Raw genomic sequence first — 17,823 nt, forward strand, 5'->3', positions numbered from 1 at the left:
CCCCGCCGACCCGGGTTGGCGATGCTGGACGTCAGCCAGTACTTGACGAGCGAAACCACCAGTTTGGCGTCGGCCTCGGCGAGTACCGGGTCGTCGGCGATCATGCGGTACTGCGGATCCGCTATCGACGCCGCGGTCACGTCGGCAACCACCTCGTCGAGCCGGGCGAGCAGATCCTTCGCCAGATCGCGGATCAACGCCGCCACCGACTCCGAGGGCTCTGGCCACAGCTGATCCGGCGTCGTCATGCTCCTCAGTGTCCTCGCGTCGACCTCCGACATCAGCGGACTCCGGCAGACTCGTGCTCGTGGAGCGTGACTAGAGACCGAGGTAGTCGGCCAGTTCGGCGTAGTCGACCTGCCACAGGCCGGGCGAGCCCAGCGGATACTGCGAACGGAAGCCGAGGATGCGCTGGACGCGTTCGGGCAGGGTGGCGGCCACATCGCGGGTCACCAGGAACGGGTAGGCCTCCTCGCCGACGAGGTAGCCGGGATTGAATGCGAACGACACCGCGCGCCGGTACTGGTCTGCCGTCACGTTGGAGCCGCCGCCGTGGGCGGTCTTGCCGCTGATGAACAGCGCATCGCCGGCGTTCATGATCGCGGGGATCGTCTGCTCCGGGGTGCCGCGGTCCTCGAAGTCGGACCAGAGGTGGCTGCCCGGGATCACCCGGGTGGCTCCGTTCTCCTCGGTGAAGTCGGTCAGCGCGATGAGGAAGTTCAAGGTGATCTCGGGTCCGGCGGGGCCCATCCCGACGAACGGATACCAGTTCTCCAGATCGCGGTGCAGCATCTGCGGACGGTTGCCGGGCCCGATCTCGATCACCTGTGCGGTCGTCATCCAGTAGGTGCCCGACTCTTCGAGAAACCGTGCATCGCACAGTGCATGGACCAGGTCGAGGTCGATGATCTCGTCGCGGAACACGTCGCTGTGATTGACCAGATTGGTCAGGCGCTTGGTGTTGGCGCCGTGGAACTCCTGCACGATCTCGTTCTCGTGCGTGCTGCCGGGTGCGAGTGCCGCGACGGCGGGATCGATCTCGGAATTGAAGCGGGAGACCTGATCCGGGGTGAGGAATCCTTCGATGATGACGCCGCCGTCACGGTCGACTATCGCGAGGATGTCGGCCGCGGGTGTCGTGCTGGGGACTCGTTGGATGGTGGTGTCGACACTGGTCATGGCATTTCCAATCTGTGTGGGATGTGCTGTGGCGCAGGTCTCACTATCGACAACGCGGCGCCTGGTGCCTATCGGCACGATTGAGCGTTTCCGGAGCGGACGTGGTGCAGAGTGCACCCTCGCCGCAGGTCGTCGTGGAGTTCGCCGGTGAAGGCCGACCGCAGAATCACGAAGTGTGTGAGGTTTTCACACTCCCGGCCGGCAGGACGTTGAGATTCGGTGTGGTGTGCGTTACACGGCTTTCGGCAAGCTGACCGCATCGCGGAAGTCGTATTCACCCAAAGTCGTCGATTCCGGCGCGAATGGAGGCACACAGAAATGAGTAGCAACTCGGCAACCCAACCGGAGTACTTCGACGTCGTGATCATCGGCGGCGGTATCTCGGGCATCGGCGCCGCCGTCTACCTGACGCAAGAGTTCCCGAAGAAGACGGTGGCCCTGCTCGAGGGCCGCGACTCCGTCGGCGGGACGTGGGACTTGTTCCGCTACCCCGGTATTCGCTCCGATTCGGACCTGCACACCTTCGCCTACGAGTTCAAGAGTTGGCGCCACGAGACTGCAATAGCCGACGCCCCGCTGATTTTGGACTATCTGAAGGAGACCGTCGACGAGTACGGTCTCGACGAGATCATTCGCTACCGCCACCAGGTCACCTCGGCGGCATGGTCGAGCGACGACGCGCACTGGTTGCTGTCGGTGGACATCACCGATGCCGACGGAACCGTTCGCCACGACGTCATCAAGGCCGGCTGGGTGTTCGGCGCCACCGGCTATTACCGGTACGACGAGGGCTTCACCCCGGAGTTCGAGGGGCGTGAGGACTTCGCGGGCGACATCATCCACCCCCAGCACTGGCCGGAGAACTACGACTACGCCGGCAAGAAGGTGGTGGTGATCGGCAGCGGCGCCACCGCGATCACGTTGATCCCGTCCATGCTGAAAGGCGAGGGTGCCGCGTCGCACGTCACCATGCTCCAGCGCACGCCGACCTACATCCTGACGATGGCCCGGATCGACGGCCTCAGTCTGCTGCTCACGAAACTGCTCGGCGAACGTCGCGGCTACCTCGCGACCCGTTGGAAGAACGTGTGGGCCGACTGGGCCCTGGTCAAGACGCTCACCACGTTCCCGAAGGCGTCGCGTCGCCTGATCCGCCACGTCAACAAGAAGCAACTCCCCGCCGGATTCGACGTCGACACGCACTTCAACCCGCCCTACGAGCCGTGGGACCAGCGCCTGTGCCTCGCACCCGACGGCGACTTCTTCGCGTCCATCCGCCGCGGCGACGCATCGGTCGTCACCGATCGCATCCGACGGTTCACCGCCGACGGCATCGAGCTCGAATCCGGGGAGACGCTCGACGCCGACGTGATCGTCACCGCGACCGGGCTGAACATGCGGCTGTTCGGCGGAGTCGACGTCAGCGTCGACGGACGTCCGGTCGATCTGTCCACCTCCGTCGTGTACCGCGGGATGATGCTCTCCGGTGTGCCGAACTGGGTGATGGCCGTCGGGTACACCAAATCGTCCTGGACGCTGAAGATCGGGCTGCTCGGCAAGAGCTTCGTCGAGCTGCTGCACCACATGGACTCCCGCGGTTACGACACCGCGACGGCTGTCGCCCCCGAGGGCACCGGTGTCCGGCCGATCATCGACCTGGATGCCGGCTATATGCTCCGCGCCAAGCACACATTGCCCCGACAGGGCGACGAGATGCCGTGGCAAATCAAGAATGTCTTCGTCGAAGACCGAAAGATGTTCCGCGGCAGCGTGATCACCGAAGCTCTGACTTTCAGCTCGCGACTCGATCGAGAATTCGACAACAGTTCGAAGGCAGTGGAAGGTGCACAGCGATGACCGTCATCGATCGCCCGGCCACCTCGGAGACATCGCGCCGACTCACCGCAGGAGAGTGGCTGCAGCGGTCGCTGTTCACCACGATCGGCCGGGTGCCCGGTACCGTCCTGCGCCGGGTGGTGCCGCCCGTCGTCAACTCCGCCGGCGACGTCATGGCCCCCGAGATAGCGCTTCTGATGAAGGCTGCGGCCACCGAACCCGACTTCAGCGACGGCACCGTCGCCGACGCACGGGCGGCGATGGACAACGACTGCCGGGTCTTCGCCGACGACGCCCCGCCGATGGACGTCACCGAGATGGTGCTACCGAACGGAATCCGCGCGAGTCTGTATCGGCCGGCCAAGCGCTCCACCGGACTGGTGGTGTTCCTGCACGGCGGGGGCTTCGTACTCGGCAGCCGTGCCGGCTACGACGTCCCGGTTCGTCTCATCGCCGATCGCGCCGGCGTCGCCGTGTTGTCCGTCGAGTACAGATTGGCTCCCGAGGCACAATTTCCCGGGCCACTCGACGATGCGCTTGAAGCGTGGCTGTTCGCCGTCGAGCACGCGGCCGAGTGGGGAGCCGATCCGGGGCGGATCGTGCTGCTCGGTGACAGCGCGGGGGCGAATCTCTGTGCGGTACTTGCCAATGACCTGGCCGACGAATCCCTTCGCCCGCTGATGCAGGTGCTGATGTATCCGGTGGTCGACGCCGTCGGCGTCCATCCGTCACGCACCGAGTTCGCGGACAATCCGGCACTGTCGGCCAAGCAGATCAGCTGGCTGGCCGGGCTGTATCTGCCTGCGGGACAGGTTGAGTGGGACCCGCGCGTCTCTCCGTTGCATGCCGACGACCTGTCGGGGGCGCCGCCGACGCTCATCACGGTGGCGGGATTCGACCCGCTCCGCGACGAGGCGATCGCGTACGCCGATCGGCTGGCCGCCGCCGGTGTTCCGACGCGTCTGATCCGTGAGGGCGGTCTGGTCCACGGGTACATCTCGCTGACACGGATCAGCAGGGCAGCCCGCGACGGCGTCGACCGTGTTGCCGATGCCATCGCCGGCGCACTTGGTTAGGCCATCCCCGGTTACGCACGAATCCCCTTGTGCACCTGGCGATCACTGCCAGACGCGCAAGGGGATTGTGCTGTGGTCCCGCCCCGGTCACTCTGTCTTGGTCATCACGTGCTTGATGCGCGTGTACTCCTCGACCGCGTAGATCGACATGTCCTTGCCGTACCCGGACTGCTTGAAGCCCCCGTGGGGCATCTCGGACAGGATGGGCATGTGATCATTCACCCAGACGCAGCCGAAGTCGAGATCGCGGGCGGCGCGTGCCGAATGGTTCAGGTTCTGGGTCCAGATCGAGGATGCCAGACCGAACTCGACGTCATTCGCCCACGAGAAGGCCTCGTCGATGTCGGCGGCTCGCTGCACCGAGACGACGGGGCCGAATTGTTCGGTCTGCACGATCACGTCGTTCTGGCTCGGGTTCGCCACGATTGTCGGCTCGAGGAAGAAGCCATCGCCGGACAGGGCGTTGCCGCCGGTGACGATCCTGCCGTCGGTCTTGGCCAGAACCTCGAGAATCGAACTCCGGTGGGTGGCAGAGATCAGCGGGCCCATCTCGGGATGGTCACCGTCGGGATCGATACCGTCGGTGGGGTTTCCGACCTTGATGGCCTCAACTGCCGGGATGAGCGCATCCAGAAGGCGGTCGTAGATCCCAGGAGTGGCGATCACCCGGCACGCCGCTGTGCAGTCCTGGCCGCTATTGGCGAATCCGGCGGCCACGATGCCGGTGACGACCGCGTCGAGATCGGCGTCGTCGAGCACGATGACCGGTGCCTTTCCGCCGAGTTCGAGGTGGGTCTGCGCGACGTGGCCTGCGGCGACCTTCGCAATGTGGCGGCCTGTGCTGGTGTCACCGGTGAGTGACACCAGGCCGATGCGGTCATCGGCGACCAGCTGATCGCCGATGTCGGAGGCCGATCCCGAGATCACGCTGAATACCCCGGCGGGGAAGATGTCTTGCGCGAGCTTCGCGACGTAGAGGGCGGTCAATGGTGTCTGCCGAGACGGCTTGAGGATGCTGCAGTTGCCGGCGGCGAGCGCCGGACCGATCTTCCAGGTCGCCATGAGAAGTGGGTAGTTCCACGGTGCGATGCCGGCGACGACACCGATCGGCTCCCGTCGCACGTAGGATTCGTAGCCGCGCAGGTACTCGCCGCCGGCGCGTCCCTCCATCGTCCGGGCTGCGCCGGCGAAGAAACGGAGGTTGTCGACCACGAGTGGCAGCTCTTCTCGGGCAACGGGTATGGGCTTGCCGACGTTGCGCGCTTCGAGATATGCGAGGTGTTCGGCGTGCTCCTCGATCGTGGCGGCAAGGGCCAGCAGCATGTCTGCGCGTTCGCCGGGGGTGGTGCGCCGAAACGATCGGAACGCCCGCTCGGCGGTGGTCACGGCCGCATCGATGTCGTCGGCATCGCTTGCGGCAACACGCGCGAGGATTTCCCCGGTGGCCGGCTCGAGAACGTCGAGCAGTCGTCCGGAGGCGGCGTCGACGAGCCGGCCGTCGATCAGGTTTCTCGGGTTGTAGTCAGTCGGGTCGAGCATGGTGTTCTCCTGTGATCGGTTGTTCAGGACTGGGATTGGTCGTCGACGTGTGGAGGCGAGAATCGCGAGCCCTTCGACGCAATCGACTTCGTGGAGAGCTCAGCCATGGACAGCAGACCGCTGGGTGCGTCGATGACTGCGGTCGCGACGTTCACCGCCGCGGCGATCGTGCTCACGAACGACTCGAATCCGATCGACGATGACAGCTCGAGGACCTGGTCGGTGCCCTCGATGCGGTAGTCGTCACCGGCGGTGACCCGATCACTCCCGTCGAAGAAGCCGAACATGATCTCGAGATCGATCACTGCCCGATCGTCGAGCATGCCTCGTGCGGCGTGTGTGACGGCCGCGATCCGGCCGGGTTCGATCGTGAGATGGTCGCCGACGCGAACGGTGTCGCTGACGATCGCCGGGGTCACCCGCCCGACGTCGATCGTATCCAGCGACCAGCCGAGACCGGCAGCGAGTGCGCCGATGGCCTGCTCGAAGCCGTAGTGTCCGACCACGGTGCCCGAATTCTGCGCGCCGGCGAATTCGTCTGCGGTGAGCCCCATTCCGAACTTTGACAGGATCGCGCCGTAGCGCGACATGTTCGTCCGGCGGCGGATGACGACGCGCTCGACACGTTGGGTGAGGGTGGTGAGCAGCAGCGGCAGGGTGTCCATCAGTACCCCGGGATTCGCGCCGGTGCCCACAACGGTGACGTCGTGGGCCTTGGCGGTGTCGTCGAGGCGGCGTGCGGTGTCCGGGTGACTCGACCACGGGTAGGACAGCTCTTCGCAGATGCTCATGACGTTGTACGACCGTTCGAGCAACGGTATGAGGGTGCCGGCGACCTGGTCGAGATCCGAGGTGGTGGCCACGATCGCCACGTCGGCGGCGGGCAATGCTGCAGGGTCGTCGCCGACCGTGACGCCGACCGGGTCGAGGCCGGAGAGTATGCCGAGGTCGGACCCGAGGGCCGTGGGACTGCGATCGGCGGCGCCGATGATCTCGACGTCGGTGCGTCGGAGCAGGGAGCGAGCCATGGCCAGGCCGGTGGCGCCGAGGCCGACCAGCACGATGGTGTGTGCCAACGTGATTCCTTGTGTCGTGGTGGGTTCGTGAATGGTGATCGAGTCCGACGCCGAGGGCGTCGGGCGTCAGTGTTCCTGCGCGGCGGAAGGCCGGAGCGTCGCGACCACGGGACCGAGCACGCCGGCGCCGATGAGGAGCACGATGATGGCGATCGCCACTGCGGCGCTGTCGCCCGCCAGCAGATCCAGGTTGAGGAGCATCACGGCCAGGATGACCAGGAGGCCGGCCAATGCGAGGAGCGGTGCAACGACGGCACCCACGATCGACGTCCCGTGCGACTCACGGCGGAAGAAGGCCAGGACCGCCGAGCAGGTCAGGACGAGCAAGATGATGTAGCCGACCGATCCCAACCCGGAGGTCCATGTATAGAGCTGACTCATCGGATCGAGCCCGATGGTCACGCCGAGTGCGATGATCCCGGCCGTGACGACCATGACGGCAAGCGAGCCGCGGTGCGGCGAGGCATGCCGGGGATGCACCGCGGCCAGACGTCGCGGCAGCAGGTCGCGCGAGGACAGGGACAGTGTGTATCGGGCGAGGATGTTGTGCCAGGTCAGTGCTGCCGCGAAGGTGCTGGTGACGAAGAGGGGCGTGACCAGGTCGGCGCCGACGCGGCCGAGGTACTGCTGCGCCAGTGACGGCAGGAAGGCGTCGGGGTCGGCGGTCGCGGTCGCGACGACCAAGCTGTCGCCGATGCCGCTGATCGCCGCCCACGACGTGATCGCGTAGAACACACCGACCACGGTCACCGACACGATCGTCGCGCGGCGCACGGTGCGGACGGGATCGCGTGCCTCGTCGCGGAACACCGCGGCGGCCTCGATCCCGATGAAGCTGAGGACCGCGAAGATGAGCGCGACTCCCGGAGCGCCACTGAACATCTCGCCGATCGAGAACGCGCCGTGCGACAAACCTTCCGGTCCACCGCCGCCGGCGATGATCCAGGCGTTCAACACGAGGACGAGGCCCACCTCGGCGGCGAGCAGGATGCCCAATACCTTCCCGGACACCTCGACGTTGCGGTAGCCGAGGAACGAGATGATCGCCAGTGCGGCTGCGGCCCACACGAACCATGGCAGCGAGGGGCCACCGTAGGACCTCACCAGGTTGTCGGCACCGATGCCGAGTAGTACGTACAGCCCGACGTAGATGCAGGTGTAGGACAGTATGGCCAGATAGCCGGTGCCGATCCCGGCGGCGCGACCCAAACCGGCGTGCACGTAGGAGTAGAACGCACCCGCCGAGCCGACGAACGGCGTCATCGTGGTGAAGCCGACGACGAACAGGAGCAGTACGACCAGCGTCATCAGGTAGGTCGCGGGGAGCCCGGCACCATTGCCGAGGGACAGGCCGAGAACCATCGGTCCGCCGACGACGCAGAGCGGAGCGGCGCCGGCGATGATCATCAGCGAGATCGACAGCACTCCGAGCTTGCCACGCAGGCGTGCCGATCCCGTGGGCAGAGAGGAGCTTTCGTTGGTGGTGGTACTCATGATTCCTTCGTGGTGTCCGTTGTTCGGCTGTTCGACGCGGGTGCCTTCAGGGAATCAGTAGTTGTCGGAGCGCGACGCCATCGGCGAGGTCGGTGACGGCTTGGGCAGCCTCGTCGAGCGGCCTACGGGCGGAAACGAGTTCGTCGAGTAGTAGTTCGCCGCCCATGTAGAGATCGACGAGCTTCGGTATGTCGTACTGCGGTCGGATGCTGCCATAGTTGGAGCCGAGGATGCGGGCATCCATCTCTGCGAGCGCAAGTGGTTCGAAGGTCGCCTTCGCGCCTGTTGGGGGGAGTCCGACGATCACTGCGGCGCCGCCCAATCCGAGGGAACCGATCGCTGCCTCGGTGGTGGCGACGTGTCCGATCGCGTCGAATGCGAAGTCCACGCCGTCGGGCTCGAGCTCTCGGATCGCCTCGGCGGCAACGGCGCTGCCGACGGCGTCGGTGGCGCCGAAAACCTTTGCCAGCGTGGCGCGTTCCGGGGAGAGGTCAACAGCGATGATCCGCTCTGCACCCTGCATGCGTGCGCCCTGCACGATGTTGAGTCCGACGCCGCCGCACCCGATCACGGCCACTGTCGAACCCGGGGTCACCCGCGCCGTGTTGACGACCGCACCGACGCCCGTTGCGGCGGCGCAGCCGACCAGCGCAATGACGTCGAGCGGTGCGTCGTCGCGAACCTTGATCGCTCCGGTCGCCGGGACGACGACTTCCTCAGCCCACGAAGACACTCCGAGATAGTGGTGGACCGGTGCGTCGTCGAGGTGGAGGCGAGAGGTCCCGTCCAGCAGGGTGCCGGTGGCATTGATGACCGTTGACACCTTGTGGCAACGGGTTTCGCGGCCTGCGATGCACTCGCGACACTCTCCGCAGTAGGGATTCCAGGACAGGACCACGTGGTCGCCCTCGGCGAGGTGCGTCACTCCGGGGCCGACTGCGGTGATGATCCCCGAACCCTCGTGTCCGGGGACGAGAGGTGCGGGCGCCTCCCATTCTCCGCGGATGAGATGTAATTCCGAATGACAGACGCCCGCAGCCGTGATGCGAACGCGGACCTCATTCGACTTGGGCGGGTCGAGGTCGACGTCGACGATGTCGACCGGGGTGTCCTTGTCGGTGAACAGTGCAGCGCGCATGAGCCGGTTCCTTCTTCTCTTCGCCACGTGGACAGGCGACTTCGCACAAACGTGGTGTGGCTCTCACCATCGCTGCAAGTGGGTTCCGGAAGCTACGGCACTTGTCAACCAAAAGGCGTCATCGACGGTGCACATTGCACCGTCGATGACGCCTCGTGCGCGTGCGGATTACCCCGCGAGCGCCCGTAGGAAGAACCCGAGGTTGGCAGGCTTCTCGGCGAGACGCCGGACGAAGTAGCCGTACCATTCCTGGCCGTAGGGGATGTAGACGCGCACCCGCGCCCCCTGGGCGGCGAGACGCTGCTGCTCATCGGCGCGAATCCCGTAGAGCATCTGGTGTTCCCAGCTGTCGGCGCTGCGGCCGAACTCCGCGGCCATGATCGGCGCCGCCTCGATCATCACCGGATCGTGGCTGGCGACCATCGGATACCCGTTGCCCTTCATCAGGATTCGCAGACACCGCAGGTAGGCCTCATCGATCTGGGAGCGGTCGGGATAGGCGACCGCCGCCGGTTCGGCGTAGGCGCCCTTGCACAACCGGATTCGCGCGCCGGAGGCCGCGAACTCGGTGCAGTCGTCCTCGGTGCGACGTAGATACGCCTGTAGGACGGTGCCGAGCTCGGGGAATTCACCGCGCAACGAGCGGACGATCTGCAACCGTTGGTCGACGGTGCCGTGGTCCTCGGCGTCGACGGTGACCAGCACCCCGGCGCGACGCGCCGCGGCACAGATCGTGTGTGCGTTCTCCTCGGCGATCTTGCGGCCATGTCGGGGCAGTGATTGGCCGAGCGCGGTGAGCTTGAGCGACACCTCGAGCCCGCCGGGCTCGACGTCGAGCGTCGACACTTCTTGCGTCGACATTGCCTGGAGGAGTGCGAGATAGGCGTCGACGGTCGCGCTCGCCTGGCTCTCGTCGGTGGTGTCCTCACCGAGGTGATCGATGGTGACCGAGAGTCCCTCGTCGAGGCATCCGCGGATCGCGGCGAGTACGTCGTCGAGGGTCTCGCCCGGCACGAACCGGTTCACCACGCGCTCGGTGATCGGCAGCCGCACCGATGCTTCCTTGATCCGTTCGCTGGCAGCGGCTTTCATGATCACCGGCCGCAGAACCGCGTCGAAGACCGTGCTCATCACCGCTCCATGTGGGGGTAGGCGGAAGAGGTGGGCGGCACGAAGGTCTCCTTGATGGTGCGGGTGGAACTCCAGCGCAGCAGATTGGCCTTCGACCCGGCCTTGTCGTTGGTGCCCGAGGCCCGTCCGCCACCGAAGGGTTGCTGGCCGACGACGGCACCGGTGGGCTTGTCGTTGATGTAGAAGTTGCCCGCGGCGTTGCGCAGAACATCCGATGCGGTGGCGACCGCGGAGACGTCGGTGGCGATGATCGACCCGGTCAGCGCATACTTCGCACTCGAATCGACCATCCGCAGGATGTTCGGATAGTCGGCGTCGGGGTAGACGTGCACGGCGAGAATGGGTCCGAAGTACTCGGTGGAGAACGCCTCGTCGGTGGGGTCGTCGCCGAGTAACACCGTCGGTCGGACGAAGTAGCCCTCCGAATCGTCGCAGTGTCCACCGGCGGCCACCGTCATCGTGGGCACGGTCTTGGCGCGATCGATGGCCGCGACGTGCTTGTCGAAGGCGCGCCGATCGATCACGGCGCCACCGAAGTTGCCGAGGTCGCGGACGTCGCCGTAGGTCAATTCGTTGGCCTCGGTGAGGAAGTCGTCGCCCATCCGATCCCACACCGAGCGCGGGATGTAGGCGCGGGAGGCGGCCGAGCACTTCTGTCCCTGGTATTCGAAGGCGCCGCGGATCAGTGCCGTGCGCAGGACGTCGGGATCGGCGGAGGTGTGAGCGACGACGAAGTCCTTGCCGCCGGTCTCACCGACGAGACGTGGATAGCTGTGGTAGCGGTCGATATTCGCCCCGACCTCGCGCCACAGATGCTGGAAGGTCGTCGTCGACCCGGTGAAGTGGATGCCCGCGAGATGCGGATCGGCAAGGGCGACATCGGAGACCGCGATACCGTCGCCGTGGACGAGGTTGATGACCCCGTCGGGCATTCCCGCGGCGCGCAGCAGTTCCATGGTCAGGTGCGCGGCGTAGGCCTGGGTCGGTGACGGCTTCCACACCACCGTGTTGCCCATCAACATCGGCGCGGTGGGCAGGTTGCCGGCGATGGCGGTGAAGTTGAACGGTGTGATGGCGTAGACGAATCCGTCGAGCGGGCGATGGTCGAGGCGATTCCAGACGCCCGGCGAGGAGATCGGTTGTTCGGCGAGGATCTCGCGGGCGAAGGCCACGTTGAAGCGCCAGAAGTCGATGAGCTCGCAGGGTGCGTCGATCTCGGCCTGCTGCACGGTCTTCGACTGTCCGAGCATGGTGGCCGCGGCGATCCGTTCGCGCCACGGCCCGGAGAGCAGGTCGGCGGCGCGCAGCAACACCGCGGCACGATCGTCGAAGCTGGTGTGCGCCCAGGCGTCGGCGGCCTCGAGAGCGGCATCGACGGCCGCTCGTGCCTCGTCGTGGCCGGCATTGGTGAAGGTGCCGAGCACCTCGGCATGGGCGTGCGGTTGCACGACGTCGATGCGGTCGCCGTCGCCCATCCGGGCGCGGCCGCCGATGACGTGGGGGAGGTCGATGGGGTCGGCCTGTGACTGTGCGCGCAGTTCCGCGACGATGCGGGCACGTTCCGGCGTGTCCGGTGCATAGGTGTGAACCGGCTCGTTCGCCGGGCGTGGGGGAAGGGTGATCGCGTCCATACCCGCCAGTCCACCAAGACGGCGACACTCACGATATATCCGATCAGCCAATGATCGACGTTGATGCTTGGCTGATCGGACAAGCTGGTCAGCGGACGACGGCGCGTGACCGGATACGTCCGAGGAGGACCAGTGCGAGCATCGTGGTGACCAGCAGGATGGTCGTGCAGGCGGCGGCGGAGAACACGTCGCCGCGGTCGGAGAGCCCGAAGATGGTGACCGGCAGGGTTTTCCACGTCGCCGGATAGACCATCACCGTGGCGCCGAGTTCACCCATGGACAGGGCCACCGAGAGTCCTGCGGCGGCGCCGAGCGCGGGGAGGAGCAGCGGCAGGGTGACGCGGGTCAGTACCCGCAGCGGTGACGCGCCGAGTGATTCGGCGGCCTGTCGATATGCCGGGTCGAGCCGATCCAGGGCGGCCGAGACCGCGCTGAACGCAAAGGCCAGCACCAGCACGGTGTGGGCGACGACGACGATCCACTTGGTGCCCCCGAGCAGCAACGGGCGCGAGTTGAAACTGATCAACAGGCCCAGGCCGATCGCCACCGACGGCACCGCGATCGGCAGATGGAAGACGGCGTCGGTGATCCGGCGCAGCGGTCCCGTGGAGTCCCGGATCGCCAGCGCCGCCCAGGTGCCGAGTATCAGGGCGAGGGCGCCGGCGATGATCGCGGTCTGCAGGCTCACCGACAACGAGGCGACGTTCTCGCCCGAGAGGGCGCCGCCCATGTGTGTCAGACTCAGATGGGAGGGCAGTGGGCCGGTCCAGGACCCGGCGAATCCGGCGAGAACCACGGTGGCGATGGGGGCGACGAACACCACCAGCACCACGACGGCGAAGATCGTCCATACGGCGGCGCGGCCGCCACGACTCCAGAACAGCATGTCTCACAGTCCTTTCCGCTTGCCGGATATCCGGGCGAAGATGAGGCGGTAGATGCCGTAGAGGGCCAATGACAGGGCCACCTGGACGGTGGCGATCACCGCGGCGCCGGCGAGATCGAAGGTGACGATGCCGCGGGTGTAGATCAGTACCGGCAGCGTGATCACGTCCTTGGCGCCGGTGAACAACACGATGCCGAACTCGTTGAGCGTCAACAGGAGAACCAGGCTGCCGCCGGCCATCAACGCCGGCCACGCCTCGGGCATGATGACCGAGCGCAACACCCGCCATGGGGACGCGCCGAGGCTCGCGGCGACATCGAGTTGATCGGTGGACAGCGTCGCGAACGACGCGAGCAGAGGCCGGACGACGAACGGGGTGAAAAAGGTGATCTCCGCTGCGATCACGCCCCACGGCGTGGCGAGGAAGTTCAGGGGACGGCTGCCGGTGACGTCGGCGATGAGTGCATTCACCGCACCCGCCGTGCCGTAGAGAAAGGTGAATGCCAGCGTGATCAGAAACGACGGCAGCGCAAGGACGGTGTCGATGAGTCGCGCCACGATCGTGGAGCCGGGGAACGGCACGAAGGCGAGGACGATCGCCAGGAAGGTACCGAGGGTCAGCGCCCCGAGTGTCGAGGCGACGGCGATCTGGGTGGTCCGCAGGAGCGCGGTGCGGAAGATCTCGCTGGACAGTACTGCACCCCAGGTGCTTTCACCGGTGCCGCCCGCTGATTCGGTCAGCACCCGCACGAGCGGGTACACCGCGATGATCAGCACGATCACCAGCGGGGGCCACACCCAGAGCGTGCTGCGCGAGCGCAGCGGGCGGTTCGGTTGCGGTGGTGGGGTGGACGTGGCGTCGTCGGTGAGTAGTGCGCCGGTGTTCATCGTGGGGTGCCTTCGGAGGCGACGAGGACGCCGATGGGGTCCGGGAAGCGCACGCCGACAACCGAACCCGCTGCGTAGTCGACGTGACCGACGACGTCGGCGTCGATGAGCTGATCGGGCAGTCCTTCGACGGCCAGGCTGACGCGCGTCGTCGAGCCCCGCCACACCGACCCGTCCACCCGCGCCCACATCGAGCCGTGTGCGCCGGCCGGCGCCACCTCGACGTCGTGCGGCCGCACGCAGATCAGCGCCGGGGACCCCGGTGCCCACCGCTGGATAGGCTCGGGCGCATTGGTGGAGAACATCTTTCCGCCCGCCTCCACCAGCGCGGTGGAGGCGGAGACCCGTCCCACGGTGCACGGGATGAGGTTGGCGCCGCCGAGGAATCCGGCAGTGAAATCGGTCGGTGGCCGCGACCACAACTCGTCGGCGGTGCCCAGATCCACCAGGCTCGCGTCCCGCATGACGCCGATTCGGTCGGCCAGTGCGAGGGCCTCTGTCTGATCATGGGTGACGTAGAGCATCGTGGTGTCGGGCAACGCATCCCGAAGGTGCTGCAACTCGACGACCATCGACGACCGCAATGCGGCATCAAGGGCGGCGAGCGGCTCGTCGAGCAGCAGGACCTCGGGCCGGATGGCCAGGGCACGGGCGATCGCGACGCGCTGCTGCTGGCCACCGGACAACTCGCGGGGGAGCCGGGAGGCGTACTCGCCCATCGCGACCATCGACAGCGATTCCTCGACGCGTTCGGCAATGACCTTGCGCGGCAGGCGTCGTGCCTTCAGCCCGAATGCGACGTTGTCGGCGACCCGCATGTGCGGGAACAGCGCGTAGGACTGGACGACCACGCCGATGCCGCGTTTGGCGGGCGGTAGATCGGTGATGTCGTCGCCGTTGAGGAAGACCTGACCCGCGCTCGGCCGGACGAAGCCCGCCAGCGCCTTGAGCGCCGTGGACTTGCCGGAACCGCTCGGACCGAGGAGCGCTATGGTCTCGCCACGCCGGGCCCGAAGGGTGAAATCGCGGAGTGCATCGGTCGACTTCTTGCCGCGGCCATAGGTGACCGACACACGATTGAACACGATGCTGTCGGGTGCCTTGACGGCTGTCGTGGCATCGGTCTCGGTGGCGCGGCCGGCAAGTGCCGAGCGGCGGATCGGGTTGTCGCTCATGTCAGTTCCCGGTGGCCTTCTGGTAGGCGGCGACGTCGGCGTCGAGAGTACTGAGCACCGCATTCCAATCGGGCCGCCACACGGTGACACCCTTGATGGCCGCGACGGGGCTGTCGGGGCCGTTCGGTGCGGTCACGTCGGTGCGGACCGGGATACCCAGCGCGTCGGTGGCGACGGTGTTCTGCACGTCCTTGCTGACCAGGTAGGCGAGTAGTTTCTTGGCCTCTTCCGCATGCGGTGCACCCTTGGTGACACCGGCGAAGTAGGGGAGCGAGACTGTGGTGCGGGTGCCGTCGGGCATGGCCGGGAAGAACAGGGAGAACTTCGAGCCGTCGTCGCGGATGGAGGCGAGATTCATCTGCACATCGCCGTTGGCCACCAACAGTTCTCCGTTGCTGACCTTGGGCTGCAGCTTGCCGGTCGAGCTGGACGGACCGACATTGTTGGTCTGGAGTTTGGCGAGGTAGTCGAGGGCCTGCTGGTTGCCCATCAGGTGCTGCAACAGCAGGAGCACCGCGGTTCCGTCGCCGGCCTGCCCGGGTGTGGAGTACTGGATCTTGCCCTTGTACTGCGATGCGAGCAGGTCATCCCACGTGCGCGGTGCGGGCTGGGCGGAGGGGTTGGCGATGAAGCTCAGCGTGTTGTCGACGATGGCGACATAGTTGCCGTCGGCGGCATTGTTGCCCTGGGCGATTGCGGCATCCTGCACGCCGGAGGACTGCAGGAGTTTGTCGGCGTCGGCGCGCTGGATGAACGGCGGCAGTGTGACCAGCAGGTCCGCCTGCGGGTTGGACTGCTCCTTCTGGACGCGCGAAACCACCTCGCCGGAGCCGGCTTCCACGACGTTGACGGCGACGCCGGTCTGCTTCTGATACGCCGCGAACTGGCTCTTGTACCAGCTGCCGAGGCCGTCGGCGCTGTACACGGTGAGCGTCGTGGCGCCCGACGACGACTGGGTGCCGGTGCCGCCGCACGCGGCGGTCAGAGTGAGGGCGGCCGCTGCAGCAGCGACTGCAACGGCGCGGGTGAGGTGTCGAACTCGCATGGGTGCTCCTGGTCTGGACAAGTTGCGATCGGGGCGTGTGCTCCACCATCATCACCGTTTGGTCTAGACCAAAGAAGGTCTGCAAGGAAAACGTCCGGTTAACTTTTGGTCTAGACCGAACCCGGTATGCTTGCGGGCATGACTTCACCAGCAGAGATCGTCGCCGAGGTGACCGCCCTGCTCGACTCGCTCCACGGTGTCTACGACGAGCTCGCCGTCGACGAGTTCGAGCATGCGACGCAAGCCGCGTGGCAGGCGCAGGTCAACGGTGCAGACGACGAACTTGTGCTCGCCGCGGCGCTCCACGACATCGGGCACAGTCCGCTGATCGATGACCATGCTCATCACGACCGCGCCGCATGTGCGTGGTTGGCACCACGATTCGGCGAGCGAGTGGCGTGGCTGGCCGGCGCGCACGTGGCGGCCAAACGTCATCTGGCCGCGACCGAACCGGGCTATGCGGAGTCGCTCAGTGATACATCCGTTGACTCCTTGGAGCATCAGGGCGGCGCAGGCGACGTCGGGATCGAGTGGACGGACCACCGCTGGTGGTCGGATGCGGTACGGCTCCGCCGATTCGACGATGCGGCGAAAGTTCCTGGTGCGCAGGCGATCAGCGTCGACGAACTGTGTCGTATCGCCGGATCGGTCGCCGAACGAGCAGTGGCGACGCAGGAGGCGCTCGGTGCGCGAGACTCCTAAGTACTACCAGGTGCGCACCGGACTGGAGGAGAAGCTCGCCGGCCTCGAAGAGGGTGATCCGGTGCCGGCCGAGCGCGCGCTCGCCGAGGAGTTCGCCGTTGCACGCGAGACCGTCCGACAAGCCCTGCATGATCTGCTCGTCGAGGGGCGGATCGCGCGGCGCGGTCGTGGCACCGTCGTGTCGGCTCCGAAGCTGGTGCAGCCGTTGTCATTGCAGTCCTACACCGAGGGCGCGAAGAAGCACGGGCGGACTCCGAGTCGAGATCTGGTGCAGTTCATCGAGGTTGATGCCGACGATGCCCTCTGTGATGACCTCGAATTGGCCCCAGGCTCGCGAGTGCTGCACCTCGAACGTGTTTTGCTCGCGGACGGAGCGAAACTCGGCCTCGAGATCACCTATCTGCCCGTCGATCGCTTCGGCGACTTCTTGACCACCTTTGATCCCGCCACCTCTCTCTACGCGGCAGTCCGTGCGACAGGCGTCGAGTTCGCATCCGCCCACGAGCGGATCGAGACGGCGCTCGCCTCGCCCCGTGAGGCGGCGCTCCTCGAGACAACGACATCCATGCCGATGATCCTGTTGCACAGGCGATCTCTCGACTCCGACGGCCGCCCGATCGAAAAGGTCCGTTCCCTCTACCGCGGCGACCGCATCGCCTTCGAAGCGGTCCTGCGGGAGTAGCGCGCCGCGATTTCCTCCGGTGGTGCGGACAATGCTCGGCGAGCGGGGTCTCGAGGCTCGTCGCTGGCGCTCCTCGGCACCTCGACCATCGGAGGGGAAGGCCCGGAGCGTCATTCGAACGCTTCCGCCCGATGGTCGAGGTGCGAGCCGCGTGCGGCGAGCCTCGAGACCGTTTGCGCCGGTGCTGGTTCGGGGTCACCGGGTGGTGCGGATACCGGTCGGCGGGAGAGGTCTCGAGGCTCGTCGCTGGCGCTCCTCGGCACCTCGACCATCGGAGGGGAAGGCCCGGAGCGTCATTCGAACCCTTCCCCCCGATGGTCGAGGTGCGAGCCGCGTGCGGCGAGC

The 17,823-nt window shown here is 66.4% G+C and carries 15 protein-coding genes and 1 pseudogene; 4 read left to right on the forward strand and 12 right to left on the reverse strand.

The features are described 5' to 3' along the window. Together B1964_RS05380 and B1964_RS05385 are read right to left on the reverse strand one after the other, a co-directional pair. Window positions 1-248 (reverse strand): annotated as a pseudogene (locus tag B1964_RS05380) (PucR family transcriptional regulator); the annotation flags it as partial. A gap of 70 nt (window positions 249-318) precedes the next feature. After that, the gene (locus B1964_RS05385; protein WP_079929130.1) at window positions 319-1,179 is read right to left on the reverse strand and encodes a phytanoyl-CoA dioxygenase family protein; all 861 of its coding nucleotides are present in this window, start codon (window positions 1,177-1,179) and stop codon (window positions 319-321) included. Window positions 1,180-1,497: 318 nt separating this feature from the next. Here B1964_RS05385 and B1964_RS05390 point away from each other — a divergent pair, with 318 nt between their 5' ends. Both B1964_RS05390 and B1964_RS05395 read left to right on the forward strand, forming a co-directional pair. Continuing rightward, window positions 1,498-3,036, forward strand: coding sequence for an NAD(P)/FAD-dependent oxidoreductase (locus B1964_RS05390; RefSeq protein ID WP_079929131.1), 1,539 nt, complete (start codon window positions 1,498-1,500; stop codon window positions 3,034-3,036). Then, window positions 3,033-4,091 carry an alpha/beta hydrolase gene (locus B1964_RS05395; protein ID WP_079929132.1) on the forward strand — a complete coding sequence of 353 codons (1,059 nt, stop codon included), beginning with the start codon at window positions 3,033-3,035 and terminating at the stop codon, window positions 4,089-4,091. Before B1964_RS05390 ends, B1964_RS05395 begins: the two co-directional genes overlap by 4 nt. Before the next feature lie 87 nt (window positions 4,092-4,178). Here B1964_RS05395 and B1964_RS05400 read toward each other — a convergent pair whose 3' ends face one another. From B1964_RS05400 to B1964_RS05445, 10 genes are all read right to left on the reverse strand, one after another. Beyond that, on the reverse strand, window positions 4,179-5,630 hold the full coding sequence (locus tag B1964_RS05400) for a gamma-aminobutyraldehyde dehydrogenase (RefSeq protein ID WP_079929133.1): 1,452 nt from the start codon (window positions 5,628-5,630) through the stop codon (window positions 4,179-4,181). Window positions 5,631-5,653: 23 nt separating this feature from the next. Then, window positions 5,654-6,706, reverse strand: a complete 1,053-nt coding sequence (locus B1964_RS05405) for a dihydrodipicolinate reductase (RefSeq protein WP_079929134.1) — start codon at window positions 6,704-6,706, stop codon at window positions 5,654-5,656. 66 nt (window positions 6,707-6,772) lie between these two features. Beyond that, window positions 6,773-8,200 carry an APC family permease gene (locus B1964_RS05410; RefSeq protein ID WP_079929135.1) on the reverse strand — a complete coding sequence of 476 codons (1,428 nt, stop codon included), beginning with the start codon at window positions 8,198-8,200 and terminating at the stop codon, window positions 6,773-6,775. A 46-nt stretch (window positions 8,201-8,246) separates the two neighbouring features. Then, window positions 8,247-9,338, reverse strand: a complete 1,092-nt coding sequence (locus B1964_RS05415) for a Zn-dependent alcohol dehydrogenase (RefSeq protein WP_079929136.1) — start codon at window positions 9,336-9,338, stop codon at window positions 8,247-8,249. Window positions 9,339-9,506: 168 nt separating this feature from the next. After that, entirely contained in the window at window positions 9,507-10,469 is a 963-nt protein-coding gene (locus tag B1964_RS05420) for a proline dehydrogenase family protein (protein ID WP_079929142.1), read from the reverse strand. Then, a complete protein-coding gene (pruA, locus tag B1964_RS05425; RefSeq protein ID WP_079929137.1) occupies window positions 10,469-12,100 on the reverse strand; it encodes an L-glutamate gamma-semialdehyde dehydrogenase in 1,632 nt (543 codons plus the stop codon). The genes B1964_RS05420 and pruA overlap by 1 nt, the downstream gene beginning before the upstream one ends. 88 nt (window positions 12,101-12,188) lie before the next feature. After that, on the reverse strand, window positions 12,189-12,986 hold the full coding sequence (locus tag B1964_RS05430) for an ABC transporter permease subunit (protein ID WP_079929138.1): 798 nt from the start codon (window positions 12,984-12,986) through the stop codon (window positions 12,189-12,191). 3 nt (window positions 12,987-12,989) lie between these two features. After that, window positions 12,990-13,874 carry a 2-aminoethylphosphonate ABC transporter permease subunit gene (locus B1964_RS05435; protein ID WP_079929139.1) on the reverse strand — a complete coding sequence of 295 codons (885 nt, stop codon included), beginning with the start codon at window positions 13,872-13,874 and terminating at the stop codon, window positions 12,990-12,992. Continuing rightward, window positions 13,871-15,049: an ABC transporter ATP-binding protein gene (locus B1964_RS05440; RefSeq protein ID WP_079929140.1), complete on the reverse strand. Its 1,179-nt coding sequence runs from the start codon at window positions 15,047-15,049 to the stop codon at window positions 13,871-13,873. Before B1964_RS05440 ends, B1964_RS05435 begins: the two co-directional genes overlap by 4 nt. Window position 15,050: 1 nt before the next feature. Next, the gene (locus B1964_RS05445) at window positions 15,051-16,094 is read right to left on the reverse strand and encodes a 2-aminoethylphosphonate ABC transporter substrate-binding protein (RefSeq protein WP_006368283.1); all 1,044 of its coding nucleotides are present in this window, start codon (window positions 16,092-16,094) and stop codon (window positions 15,051-15,053) included. A 126-nt stretch (window positions 16,095-16,220) separates the two neighbouring features. On the opposite strand from B1964_RS05445, the gene B1964_RS05450 reads away from it, so the two are divergent. Both B1964_RS05450 and B1964_RS05455 read left to right on the forward strand, forming a co-directional pair. After that, window positions 16,221-16,796 carry an HD phosphohydrolase-like protein gene (locus tag B1964_RS05450; RefSeq protein ID WP_020170285.1) on the forward strand — a complete coding sequence of 192 codons (576 nt, stop codon included), beginning with the start codon at window positions 16,221-16,223 and terminating at the stop codon, window positions 16,794-16,796. Beyond that, window positions 16,780-17,478, forward strand: coding sequence for a GntR family transcriptional regulator (locus B1964_RS05455; RefSeq protein ID WP_172398758.1), 699 nt, complete (start codon window positions 16,780-16,782; stop codon window positions 17,476-17,478). The genes B1964_RS05450 and B1964_RS05455 overlap by 17 nt, the downstream gene beginning before the upstream one ends. The last annotated feature ends 345 nt before the right edge of the window (window positions 17,479-17,823 follow it).

Origin of the sequence: Gordonia sp. i37 (assembly GCF_002043085.1) — a bacterium.
In the GTDB taxonomy this organism is placed as follows: domain Bacteria; phylum Actinomycetota; class Actinomycetes; order Mycobacteriales; family Mycobacteriaceae; genus Gordonia; species Gordonia polyisoprenivorans.

Bases quoted from the DNA above. Each gene is read 5' to 3' on its own strand.
- B1964_RS05385 (WP_079929130.1), bottom strand. From the start codon at position 1,179: ATGACCAGTGTCGACACCACCATCCAACGAGTCCCCAGCACGACACCC.
- B1964_RS05390 (WP_079929131.1), top strand. From the start codon at position 1,498: ATGAGTAGCAACTCGGCAACCCAACCGGAGTACTTCGACGTCGTGATC.
- B1964_RS05395 (WP_079929132.1), top strand. From the start codon at position 3,033: ATGACCGTCATCGATCGCCCGGCCACCTCGGAGACATCGCGCCGACTC.
- B1964_RS05400 (WP_079929133.1), bottom strand. From the start codon at position 5,630: ATGCTCGACCCGACTGACTACAACCCGAGAAACCTGATCGACGGCCGG.
- B1964_RS05410 (WP_079929135.1), bottom strand. From the start codon at position 8,200: ATGAGTACCACCACCAACGAAAGCTCCTCTCTGCCCACGGGATCGGCA.
- B1964_RS05415 (WP_079929136.1), bottom strand. From the start codon at position 9,338: ATGCGCGCTGCACTGTTCACCGACAAGGACACCCCGGTCGACATCGTC.
- B1964_RS05420 (WP_079929142.1), bottom strand. From the start codon at position 10,469: ATGAGCACGGTCTTCGACGCGGTTCTGCGGCCGGTGATCATGAAAGCC.
- pruA (WP_079929137.1), bottom strand. From the start codon at position 12,100: ATGGACGCGATCACCCTTCCCCCACGCCCGGCGAACGAGCCGGTTCAC.
- B1964_RS05430 (WP_079929138.1), bottom strand. From the start codon at position 12,986: ATGCTGTTCTGGAGTCGTGGCGGCCGCGCCGCCGTATGGACGATCTTC.
- B1964_RS05435 (WP_079929139.1), bottom strand. From the start codon at position 13,874: ATGAACACCGGCGCACTACTCACCGACGACGCCACGTCCACCCCACCA.
- B1964_RS05440 (WP_079929140.1), bottom strand. From the start codon at position 15,049: ATGAGCGACAACCCGATCCGCCGCTCGGCACTTGCCGGCCGCGCCACC.
- B1964_RS05445 (WP_006368283.1), bottom strand. From the start codon at position 16,094: ATGCGAGTTCGACACCTCACCCGCGCCGTTGCAGTCGCTGCTGCAGCG.
- B1964_RS05450 (WP_020170285.1), top strand. From the start codon at position 16,221: ATGCTTGCGGGCATGACTTCACCAGCAGAGATCGTCGCCGAGGTGACC.